Genomic DNA, 13,169 nt, shown 5'->3' with positions numbered 1-13,169 from the left:
TGAATGAGGTTAATGTACCTTATCATCATTTCGCCGAAACGCCACTATTTTGAAGGCTGCGCTGTCACAGGCTTAATCACCATACCGGGTTTCACTACGGCATTACCAACCAGCGCCACTCTTTCACCCGCTTTCAGGCCTCCAGTAATGACCCAGTCACTGCCCACTCTCGGGCCTGTTGTAACGGGTCGCGGATTTACTTTGTTGCTGTCGTTCACTACATAAGCCATGTACACGTTTTGCATCTGGTTGATGGCTTGTTGCGGCACCAGCACCGCATCCTGCATTTCAGAAGATTTAAAGCGGACTTTCACATATTGACCGGGACGAAGCAGATGTGATTTATTATCGACCAAAGCCTGTACCAGTAAGGAACCCGTGGCCGGATCAATTTCACGATTAGCGAAATCAAGTCTTCCCGTTTCCGGAAATACCGAGCCATCGTTGAGTACAAATTCAACTTCAAGATTTTGCAATTCCTCCTTGGTTTTCGTTTTGCTGAATTTTAAATAGTCATTCTCCGTAATTGCAAAACGCACGCGCATTTCACCAACGGAAGAAATTGTATTGAGCACTTGCAGTCCGATGCTTTTCACATAGTCGCCGGGCTGTACGGTAGAAGCACCGATGTTACCACTGATCGGCGCCATGATTCTTGTATAGCTTAACTGTGTACGCGAATTGCTCAGTGCAGCTTTCGCAGCTCTTACTGCCTCTACCTGCGCATCATAAGTGGCTTGTGCCGCATCCAGATCGCGCTGGCTTAACGCATTCATGGCAGTCAGCGGTTTTACGCGGTCCAGATCGGACTTTGCCTTTACCATCAAAACATTTGCCTGCGCCAATTGTGCCTGCGCAGCCTGCTCTTTGTCCCTCAGCTCATCGTCCTGGATCACATATAATAACTGCCCTTTGGTTACAGGAGACCCTTCCTTGAAATGGAGACTCTCCACCCAGCCATCTACTCTGGAACGTATTTCGATGTCGGACTGACCATATGTTTGTCCGACGTATTCTGCGTAAACGGGAACAGTTCGCTGAGCGGCTACGACAACGTTCACCTCGGGAACTATCTGAGCCGGACCTTTCTTTTCGCTGCAGGCCGTGAAGAGAACAATTGATGAACTAAGAATCGGTATCAGATAATACTTCATGAAATCAGTTCTTAAATGAGCAAAAAAGATCAACCGGAATAATAACAGTGCATCTTAAAAAAACACGAAACTAAGTATCGACCTGGCGGGGTTACTCATTCATTGATGCCATAACTCAGTAACACTTTAATTATGATTGCAGTGCAATATGAAGTTATAAATATTTTTATGATATTAAAATATCCTTCATAATTTATTACTGGATGTTTAACCGTTTATCGAACCAGCATTTAACCGTTAATCAAAAATCAAACAGTGGCTACATAAGAAAACGGCTTCGTGAAATCAGCGGCGTTAATCCTGCAAACCTCCCGGAGAAGACTCATTCGCTGCGCAACCCGATTGTTTAAATAACACACGCTACCGCACGATCGTGTATCTATCAAATTGGTTTGAATTTTTCCGTCGATACGTTCAGATCTCAAGAGAATTAGTATACTTGACATGGATTTAGAGCACTGGGTGTTTGGAGAGAGGCGCCCTTTTAAAAAATTAGATCCTTTATCAAAATGAAAAAACTACTACTGATGTCGCTTGCGGCATTCGGGACTCTATGTACCCCGGGGACGGTACAAGGTCAAACCATCACCACATTTGCAGGCGGTATTGCAGCCGCTACAGGCACGGGCACTAATATCGGCATGGGAGGGCCCATCGGCATTGCCAGAGATGCAGCAGGCAATATTTATGTAAGCGACTACACCGATAATGTTGTGCGCAAACTAACGGCAACCGGCGTTGCTACCGTAATTGCAGGTACCGGAATACCGGGAGCGGCCGGCGACAACGGACCAGCCACCGCTGCCCAGTTAAATCACCCCTGGGGCCTCGCGGTAGACGCATCAGGAAACGTATTTATAGCCGATAATGGTAACGACCTGATACGAAGAGTAGATGCCGTAACCGGAATCATTACAAGGTATGCCGGATGGGGGCCGGGCAATGGGAACTCTCAGGGAGGAGGCACTGCGACTAATGTTGACCTTACAAGTCCGAGGGGCGTTGCGGTAGATGCTTTAGGCAATTTGTATATCTCGGAATATGGCGGCAACAGAATATGTAAAGTCACTGCAAGCAACCATATACTAACAGTCATGGTCGGTAACGAATATGGCACTGGCGGCTTTAGCGGCGATGGCGGCCAGGCAGATACGGCAATGATCAAGAATCCTGAAATGCTGCTTTTAGATACAGCAGGAAATCTTTACTTCGGAGAATGGAACAATCACAGAATTCGCGTCATTAATCTTGCCTCGGGCATTATTAACACCTTTGCAGGCAACGGAACCTCCGGATCTGCCGGCGACAGCGGTTTGGCCACGGCTGCGCAATTGACCAGTCCATCGGGGTTAGCGCGGGATGCGAACAATAATATTTACGTCTGCGACTATGCCACCCGAAAAATCCGAAAAATCGATGCGGGCACAGGCATCATTACTACAGTTGCCGGCAACGGACTCATGACAGCGCCCGGTTCAGGCGACGGAGGTCCCGCGCTAAGTGCACAGCTAAACGACCCACGAGGTATAACAGCAGATGCTGCCGGAAATCTTTATATATCGGACAACGGAAGCAACAGAGTCCGTATGGTAAATGCAACTACTGGCATCATCACTAATGTAATGGGCAACGGCAGCACCACGTACGGCGGCGACGGAGATCCGGCAAACAATTCTGTACTGAATACATACAGCCCATCGGCAGTAAATGTAGATGCCGCGGGAAATGTATATATCAGCGATGCTTACAGACTAAGAAAAGTTGATGCAGCAACAAACATCATCTCTACTATTGCAGGCAACGGCATACAGGGAAGTTCAGGAGACGGCGGACCGGCAACAGCTGCGCAATTCAGCAACATAGTTGGTACAGCTACCGATACATACGGCAACGTCTACATTGCCGATGCGAGCGACTATAAAATCCGCAAAATAGATACGGCAGGAACAGTTACCACATTTGCCGGAACTGGCGTATCCGGCTATAGCGGGGATGGCGGACCAGCGGTCAACGCCAAACTGAGTGGTCTTTCCGGACTTGCCATGAGTCCGGATAAAAGCATTCTATATTTAACAGACGGCAGTACGATACGCCAGATAATGCTTAATACGGGAATCATCAATACAATAGCAGGAATCAGCGGCTCGTCGGGGACAACTGGTGATGGTGGCCTGGCAACGGCAGCCACACTTTATACTCCGAAAAATCTGGCAACAGACACTGCCGGCAATATCTACATAGTAGACATGTATGATAACAGAATCCGGAAAATAACAATTACGACAGGCATTATCACCACATTTGCCGGTGGTTCCCAGGGGTTCCAGGGCGACGGTGGTCCGTCTACCGCAGCAAAATTCCATTATCCGACAGACATAGCATTTGACATAAATGGGAACATGTATATCGTGGATGAAGACAACTACAGAATCCGCAGAATTGACGCAGTTACAGGAAACATCAGCACCATTTCAGGCACCGGCAACAACGCGTATCCAGTTGATGGCGGACCAGCAATCTCGGCCTCTTATTGGTCACCAAACTGCATTGCAGTCGATGCTGCAGGGCATTTGTACGTAGGCGATTTCGGGGTACGCAGGGTGCGTACATTCACCGTTCCTTTGGCACCATCGGTACGCATAAGCGCATCTATAAATAATTTGTGTGCCGGAACGACTGTCAACTATACTGCCACCCCAGTTGTTGGCGGTACTAACCCATCCTACCAATGGATTGTAAACGGTACGAACGTACCGGGAGCAACCAGCGCCACCTACAGCTACGTGCCGGCCAATGGAGACTCCGTACGTTGCAAACTGATCAGCAGTGCATCCAATGCCACACCAGCTACCGTTATCAGCAATACTATCGGTATGACGACTGTTTCTTCTGCGACCCCTGCTATCAATATCACTGCTTCGCAAAATAATATTTGTTCGGGCAGCGCTGTAACGCTCACTGCAGTGCCCACTGCCGGAGGGACCACGCCTGCCTACCAATGGAAAATCAACGGAAACGTTATTCCGGGCGCTACAGATGCAACCTACAATTATCAGCCTGCGAATAATGACACAGTAAAATGTTTTCTCACTTCTAATGCCACCTGTGTTACGGTATCAACTGCTGTCAGCAACGACGTCACAATGGCTGTAAATCCGATTGTAACACCGACCGTAATTATCGCACCTTCGCAAAACAGTGTCTGTATCGGCGCTCCGGTAACCTATACTGCTACCGCAACAAACGGAGGTACCACTCCATCTTACAAATGGTCGGTAAACGGAACCATCGTTGCCGGCGCAACGGATTCTACTTACGCCTACACACCTGCCAACAATGATACCATTCAATGCATTGTCATCAGCAATGCCAGTTGTTTGAGTACCGATACCGCAAAAAGCAGCAAATCCGCAATGACGGTAAATCAGACGGTCTTCGCTACTGTAAACATCACGGCCTCTACCAATAACAGCTGCACGGGCACCCAAATAACATTTACACCAACCGCGACCAACGGAGGTACTACTCCGGTTTATCAATGGTTCGTAAACGGCACGCTCATTTCGGGTGCAACAGATACAACATACAGTTACACACCAGTCAATCATGACACCGTAAAATGTACACTGATCAGCAATGCAAATTGTGCAGATACGGTACCAGTAATGAGCAATGAAGTACTCATGACAGTCAATCCGATAACCATACCTCATATAGGCATTGCCATTCCGGCGACGGCGATTTGTGCGGGCACTACGGCAACATATCATGCGGTACCGTCGGACCAGGGCAGCAATCCTACCTATCAATGGTACGTAAATGGCAACGCTGTTCCGGGTGCTACTGATACAGTATACAGTTACACACCACTCAATCATGACTCGGTAAAATGCGTGATGACCTGTATGGAGACCTGCTATAGCCCAACGCCGGTGAGCAGCAATCAGTACATTATGACGGTTAATCCTCTGATCACACCGGTGGTGAATGTTACACCTTCACAGAACAATATCTGTACAGGCGCTCAGGTAACCTATACCGCAGTACAAACAAACGGCGGCGCTATTCCAGCTTATCAATGGACGGTAAACGGCAATGCAGTTTCCGGCGCGACCAATGCAACCTACAACTACGTACCAGCTAACAATGACACGGTAAGATGCATCCTTTACAGCGATAATATCAGTTGTCCGAATCCTGCGATAGTAACAAGCAACGATGCTATTATGACGGTAAATCCGATGGTCACGCCAGACGTAAGCATTATGCCTTCGCTGAATAACATTTGTGCGGGCACTTCGGTAACCTTTACAGCAACGGCTGCCAACGCCGGCACCATTCCAATTTATCAATGGTTAATAAACGGCACCATCGTTTCCAGCACAAACATTGCAACGTATAGTTACATGCCTGCCGATAATGACACAGTAGCCTGCATACTCACAAGTAACGCAAACTGCACTACCACAACCACAGTTACCAGCAATGACACGGCTATGATTGTAAATCCAAAAGTATCACCGTCGGTAACGATCTCGTCAAGCGTAAGTACAGACCAAATCACTTTCAGCACAACGCTCACCAATGGCGGCGCTAATCCGCATTACCAATGGCGAAAAAATGGTACGAACATCACGGGTGCAACGGCCGCTACTTACTTTGCACTCATTGGTACAGATGTTCTGAACAATGATAAAATCAGCATCTGGGTCGAAAACACCGATATCTGCGGTGACACTGCCGTTAGCGGCGAAATGATTATCACTGTAGTGACCGGAATTAATGAGATTGGCAACAGTCGATACCCGCTGAGTCTTTATCCGAACCCAAACAGTGGTAATTTCACGATTAAAGGTTTACTTCCAGACAAGTCAATGCACGAAGTGAAACTGGAAGTTTATAACACAATCGGGCAGATCATGCACCGGGAAACATTTTCTGTAACGAATGGGATACTGGAACACAGCACTGCTTTGTCAAAACAATTACCTCCAGGCAATTACTTCCTGAAGTTGAATGATGGAAACAGCGCGGTGATTAGATTCACGGTTGTCGGAAATTAGAAACAGATTTAATTCTTCGAATGCAGGTTGTCTCAAAATTTGGGACAACCTTTTTTTGACCATATTATAATGTAAAAGGCCTCCCGCGAAAGCGCATAATGAGCAAGAACGCAAAGGAAAACACAAGAAAGCATTCAGCGTCGGCTTTAAGCTTTCAGCCCAACGAATCTCAAGATTCTTTGAATACACATTCCATAAATTCAGAATAAAACCAATGACAGTATGCGTAGCTTGAAAAATTCTATCAGAACCTAAAAAATTGTTTAGATGAAGAAACGTTATCTACTTCCTTTCATTGCGCTCAGCACCCTATTTACCCCTCTGCTGGTGTCCGCACAAAACATTTCTACTTTTGCCGGTGGTCTCGGTGCCGGTAATGCAGCCAACATCTCTGTGACCAGCCCAAATGCGGTCGCTGTTGATGCAGCAGGTAACGCCTACGTTACTGACGGCGGTAATAGTATAATCCGAAAAATAACACCGGCTGGTATTGCAACTGTCATCGCGGGAACCGGCACTCCTGGCTATAACGGTGATGGCGGACTCGCCCAAAACGCGCAGTTAAACGGCCCCAATGGTATCACCATCGATCCTGCAGGCAATATATATGTCGCCGATTATTACAATTACCGCGTCCGTAGAATTGACGCCGTGACTGGTATTATTACTTCTGTTGCAGGTACCGGAACAAGTGGCTACAACAACGACAACATTCCCGCAAATACGGCACAGCTAAAAAGCCCTGCCGGTGTGGCGCTGGATACAGCAGGCAATATTTACATTGCAGAAGCAAGCGGCTACAGAATACGTAAAATTACGGTCAGCACCGGCATTATTACAACTATTGCAGGCGTCGGCACCAGCGGTAATACCGGCGACGGTGCTGCTGCAACACTTGCAAAATTAAATACACCAAGATCTATCTCAGTAGATATTGCAGGCAACGTATACATCGCTGACAACGGCAATTATAAAATCCGCAGAGTAGATGTAGTTACGGGCAATATAAGTACAATAGCGGGTATTGGCACTAATGGTTCAGCGGGTGACGGCGCAGCTGCAACATTGGCGCAGGTCAACCCTATGGGCGTAGTGGTGGATGCCAATAACAACGTATATATCGCTGATAACAACAATCATAAAATCCGGAAAATAGACGGTACAACAGGCATTATTACTACCATATCCGGTACCGGCACCGCACTGAGTACCGGCGACGGCGGTCTCGCTTCGCTTGCGCAGGTAAATTCTCCGCGCGGTCTGACGCGCACAGCTTCAGGCAGTATGTATATAGCAGAATATGGCGGCAACAGAGTGCGTGTCATTGATGGCAGTTCCGGCATTATTACCACACTTGCAGGAAATGGCAATTATTCCTATGGCGGCGACGGCGGGCTCCCGGTAAATTCTCAATTGAGCGGTCCGGTAGGTGTGTCTACTGACGGAGCCGGAAATGTCTACATCAGCGACCAGGGAAATAAAAAAGTGAGAAAAGCAACGCACAGCACAAACATCATCGACGGCTTTGCGGGTACTGGCGTACAAGGTGCCAGTGGCGACGGCGGGCTGGCTGTAGCTGCACAACTCAACCTTATGGGCGGAACAGCCGTCGATGCAAACGGCAACACTTACATAGCTGATTGGAACAATCATAAAATACGCAAAGTAGACGCTGTAACCGGCAATATCTCTACCATCGCAGGAACCGGAGGCACTGGTTTTACCGGCGATGGCGGACAGGCAACAGCGGCCAATTTGTACAATCCGAACAGCGTGGCCATACTCGGCAATTTTCTCTATATCGCAGATGGCAGCAACCAGGTGATCCGCCAGGTTGACCTCAGCACCGGCATCATCGGCACCGTAGCAGGAACCGGCGGTATCGGCGGACTGACAGGAGACGGCGGGCCAGCTACCAGCGCAAAACTGAACACGCCTTCAGGTGTAGCAGTAGACACCGCAGGGAATATCTACATCGCGGATTACGGCAATCACAAAATCCGTAAAGTCTCCCGTGCAAGCGGCATCATTACTACAATTGCAGGTACAGGCACCGGTGGCTTCAGCGGTGATAGCTCGCTCGCGACGGCAGCACAAATAAAACACCCAAGAGGTCTTGCTGTAGACATCAACAACAATCTTTACATTGCGGATGTCGACAATAACCGCGTTCGTAAAATCGATGCAATCACTGGAAAAATATACACGATTGCAGGAAATGGCACAGCAGGATTTAGCGGCGATGGCGGTCTTCCTAAAGCAGCTTCCTTAAATGCACCTTATGGCGTAGCGGTGGATGCAGCGGGCAATTTCTACGTTGCCGACCAGAACAACAACAGAGTCCGCACATTTCTGGTTCCGTTGTCCCCGGCCATTAGCATCGCCGCATCTCAAAACAACCTTTGCTCGGGCAATACCGTAACATATACTGCTAACACCAGCTTCGGCGGTACCACACCGGGTTATCAATGGACTGTGAACGGCGCTAATATCACAGGTGCAACCAGCGCAACTTACAGTTACACTCCGGTAAATGGAGATGTGGTGCGTTGCGTACTCACCAGCAGTGCTGTAAACGCAGCTCCTGCAACAATCACGAGCGACAGCGTTTCCATGGTTGTCAACACCTCTGTCACTCCATTGCTAAATATTGTTTCATCACGAGATACGATGTGTGCCGGCACACAGGTTGCTTTTACCACTACGCCAACTTTCGGAGGAACAGCACCAACTTATCAATGGACGGTAAACGGCACCACCATGTCTGGCGCAACCAATGCGACCTACAATTATACACCGGCAAACAATGACACCGTAAGATGTATACTCACCAGCAACTACGGCTGTGTCAGCACGCCGCATGCTACGAGCAATACTAAGATCATGACCGTAAATCCGATCCTGACACCGGCGGCGAGCATTGTGGCTTCACAGAATAATATTTGTTTCGGTACACAGGTAACTTATACAGTAACACCAACCAACGGCGGCAGTACGCCAAACTACCAATGGATGATGAATGGAACACCAGTTTCCGGCGCTACCGACACTTCTTATCAGTATACACCGACAAACGGTCTTACTATAAGCTGCGTACTCACCAGCAATGCAACTTGTGCAAGTCCGGCCAGCGCAACCAGCGATACAATTACTATGGTAGTAAATCCGGTTGTGGCACCAACAGTAACTTTTACTGCAAATCCGGGCACCAGCATCCCTGACGGACAGCAAATCACATTCACTGCAACACCGACCAATGGCGGTACCAACCCTCAATATCAATGGCTGAAAAATGGCCTAAATATTGCAGGTGCAACACAGGCAACTTATACAGCAATTGCAGGAACGGACGTCTTAAACAATGATCAAATCAGTGTTTGGATAAAAAACACCGATGCATGTGGCGACACTGCAAGCAGCAGCGCAACTATTGTAACGGTAACTACAGGAATAGGCACTATTGGTAATAACCGCTATGCCCTTAGCTTGTACCCAAATCCAAACAACGGCGGCTTTACCCTGAAAGGAAGTCTGACCAACAAAGCGACACACGCCATCAATCTGACCGTGTACAACGCAATCGGACAGCTTATTCACCAGGAATCCGTTTCTGTTGCAAATGGCACATTAAATCATCAGGTTGAACTGTCTAAAAATCTCCCTTCAGGTAATTACTTCCTGAAATTGAATGACGACAACAGCAGCATGATCCGCTTTACAATTTCTGGAAATTAACCGCAAAGAACTAGTCGGACAGACTGAATTATAGCGAAAAAAACACCGGTACTTCCGGTGTTTTTTTATGACAATACTTTTATAAAAACCTATTGTTTCTAGAGTAGCTCAATCCAACCATCTGTTCCATGTACCCGAATCCGTTGGCCGTCCCTAATCAGCTTTGTTGCATTTTCTACACCGACCACTGCCGGCAGTCCATATTCCCGGGCAATAACCGCACCGTGTGTCATCAATCCACCTACTTCTGTCACGAGACCTTTAATAGAAACAAAAACCGGCGTCCAGCTTGGGTCTGTGAATGATGTAACCAGAATATCCCCTTCTTCCAGCACTGCATCTTCCATTTTCAAAATCACCCGCGCCCGGCCTTCTACCAATCCGGCAGAAACAGCCAGACCCACTAACGCCTTTTCCGGCAGATTTTCCCGTTTATAGGCACTGCTGATCACTTCTCCTTCAGACGTCATGACACGTGGTGGCTTCAACTTTGTAAAGGCTTCGTATTCATCCTTGCGCAGATCTATGATCTGGTAATCCAGTTGCTGTGCGCGAACAGTTTCCGCCACTTCATCGAAACGGAGATAAAATATATCCTCCGGTTCGCGGATAATTCCAGCCTGAGTCAACTTAAGGGCTTCGTTCAGTAAAGCCTGTTTATAAACAGCATAACGACTGACAATCGCATATTTCGGATATTCACGATAGCCGCTCAAATTGCGAACCAGATCGATCATGCGTTTTGTTTCCGTTGCTTTCTGCTCACCGTCGGGTAATTGCCTTAACCGTGCGAGTATTTCCTGCTCCCTTTTTTTTGCGTCCGTTCGCCCCTGTTCAAATCTCCGTACTCCTGCACCAGCTTCAAACATCCTCACATTATTGCGTATTGCAGGAACCAATGCGATCGGCTGTTCCGACCACCGGGGTCGCGTTATATCGATCTCACCGGCACAACGCATGCCATACTTGTCGAGGAATGCCTGAAAGGCTTCATACACATTTTCCCCTCCGTTAAACTGCTTTAGTTGCAATAGAAACCCATCATCTTTGGACTGTTGCAAATAGTTGATTATTTCAGGATAAGGACGAATAACATCAGCAACGTCCATCAATGCAAGCCCCATTTCAGAAGTAAGGTTATGATCTACCGATTGCGAAATCGTGTCAGCGACATTCTTTTCTCCAAGCCACTCTTCTATTTTTTCATTCAGCCAATGCGATGCATTCATGCCTGTCATGATCACACCAAAGCTGCGGGGATCATGCAATTGAGCACGCGACTGCTGAATGTCCTGTTTAATAAAATCAAATAACTCACCTCCCGACACGGTCTTAATGTTCACCTTCAATTTTGCCAGCGAAGCTTCCGCCCGCTCAATCAATTCGGTTACCACAGAAGCATCATAATCGCTTAACGCCTGGAAATCTTTCAAAGATGGTGTCGCGTTTCCTCCCGGTGTTGCAGATTCTTTTTCATCAGGCAACAATGGAATAAAATCACGTTCAATGATCGTTTCGAAAGCGCCTTTTATTAACGGATCGGATTTGCCAAGCACATTCACCATCATGTTCCTGCCCGCAGCCGAGGACAATTCTTTCGCAACGTCTACAAACAAACGTCCGCCCGCGGTAAACATTGCCCGGCCCGCATTTAAATCGTAAAACGACAGACCTAAAGGCTTCATGGCATCGGTCATCATTTGCTGATGCCCCACGGAAACGTACACATGCTTTTCCATATCTGCTACATCCGGAACCGGGAATAAAGTAGTAATAGGACGACTCTGCACGATATAAAAATTACCGTCCGCCAGGCACCATTCCATATCCTGCGGAGCACCAAAATATACTTCTATCTTTCTACCAATTTTATCCAGTTCTAAAATCTGTTCATTAGTTAATGCCTGTTGTCGCTGCATTTCATCAGCGATCACGGTTTCGCCGGTCCCCCCTTCCTTCAAACCAAAAACTGCAATCTTCTTTTCCGAGATCCTTTTGTCTGTGATTATTCCTTCCCGCACTTTATAAATATCAGCGTTCACCAACCCACCGACCAATGCCTCACCCAACCCGAACCCCGCATCAATAGACGAGATCTTTCTATTAGCAGTAACCGGATCGGCAGTAAATAAAATGCCAGATACTCTCGAAAAAATCATTTGCTGCACCACCACCGAGAGATATACGTTTCGATGATCAAACCCATTTTGAATGCGATAGATTACCGCTCTTTCCGTAAATAATGAAGCCCAGCATTTGCTGATATGTTTTAGAATTGCATCTGCGCCAATGATGTTTAGATAACTATCTTGCTGACCCGCGAATGAGGCCGTAGACAAGTCTTCTGCCGTGGCGCTCGACCGAACAGCATAAGCTTTTTGCACACCATGTTCTTTCAACGCTGAAACAATAGTTGTTGCTATTGCGTCAGGAATCAAAATATGCTCAATCGCATAGCGAATCTCAGCACTGATTTTGTTGATATTTTTTGTATCATCCGCTTTTAATTCCGCCAACTGCTCCAGCAAGGAAGGCAACGCCCGATGCCCCGCTACTATTTCCTGATAAGCTGCAGTCGTCACACAAAAACCTTCCGGCACACGAATACCTTCCATGCGCGCCAAAGCTGCAAGATTAGCCCCCTTACCGCCCACTAAAGGCAAAGCCTGTTGATCAACCACATTAAAACTGAGTACATAGGGCTGCTTATTTTTCATTGCTTTTCTTTTTGGATGACGGCTTTTTCTTAATCTGCTCAGCAGACTTATTCATGATAGCCACTGCTTTCTGGAAATAAGTTTCAATGACATTGATTTCCTTTTCAGAAAATGATGCCAATAATTCCTCCGACTCTTTCCTGAAATCTTTGTACAACGGTTCCAGAATGGCCATGATTTTTTTCGTGTCCGGCACAATCATAATCTTTCTCCGGTCGTCGGCAGCAGGCTGCCGTTTTACTAGCTTCCGCTGTTCCAGTCTGTCTATCAGACCGGTAACAGCACCCGTCGTCAGTCCGCTGATTGTAGCGAGCTCACCCGCAGTCATCTGACCATTTTGCAATAAAAAGCCCAGGTATTTATGATCCGTTCCCGGCAATCCAACTCTCTTTGCCACAGCTTCATGCATCTGAATAGAAGCATAAGCATATTGCTGACTCAGCCTTCTCACTTGTGTAATTAACTCTTGATTCATCTCTTAGCAAATAAATGTCTTAGCA

At 47.4% G+C, this 13,169-nt stretch carries 5 protein-coding genes; 2 read left to right on the top strand and 3 right to left on the bottom strand.

The features are described from left to right. Window positions 1-44: 44 nt before the first annotated feature. A complete protein-coding gene (locus DN068_RS17740; protein ID WP_111000265.1) occupies window positions 45-1,154 on the bottom strand; it encodes an efflux RND transporter periplasmic adaptor subunit in 1,110 nt (369 codons plus the stop codon). A gap of 509 nt (window positions 1,155-1,663) precedes the next feature. Here DN068_RS17740 and DN068_RS17735 point away from each other — a divergent pair. Further along, on the top strand, window positions 1,664-6,217 hold the full coding sequence (locus DN068_RS17735) for a T9SS type A sorting domain-containing protein (RefSeq protein ID WP_111000264.1): 4,554 nt from the start codon (window positions 1,664-1,666) through the stop codon (window positions 6,215-6,217). 267 nt (window positions 6,218-6,484) lie between these two features. Then, window positions 6,485-9,952 (top strand): NHL domain-containing protein, encoded by a 3,468-nt coding sequence (locus DN068_RS17730; protein WP_111000263.1) that lies wholly within the window; start codon window positions 6,485-6,487, stop codon window positions 9,950-9,952. Between the two features lie 98 nt (window positions 9,953-10,050). Here the strand turns inward: DN068_RS17730 and ppsA are convergent, their stop codons facing one another. After that, window positions 10,051-12,669: a phosphoenolpyruvate synthase gene (gene ppsA / locus DN068_RS17725; protein ID WP_111000262.1), complete on the bottom strand. Its 2,619-nt coding sequence runs from the start codon at window positions 12,667-12,669 to the stop codon at window positions 10,051-10,053. Continuing rightward, complete coding sequence (locus tag DN068_RS17720; RefSeq protein ID WP_111000261.1) at window positions 12,659-13,144, bottom strand: MarR family winged helix-turn-helix transcriptional regulator; 486 nt, start codon at window positions 13,142-13,144, stop codon at window positions 12,659-12,661. Before DN068_RS17720 ends, ppsA begins: the two co-directional genes overlap by 11 nt. Between the last annotated feature and the right edge of the window lie 25 nt (window positions 13,145-13,169).

Source organism: Taibaiella soli (assembly GCF_003236175.1).
In the GTDB taxonomy this organism is placed as follows: domain Bacteria; phylum Bacteroidota; class Bacteroidia; order Chitinophagales; family Chitinophagaceae; genus QKTW01.
Note: the sequence above shows the minus strand (reverse complement) of the source record. Positions and strands in the feature narration are given on the sequence as shown.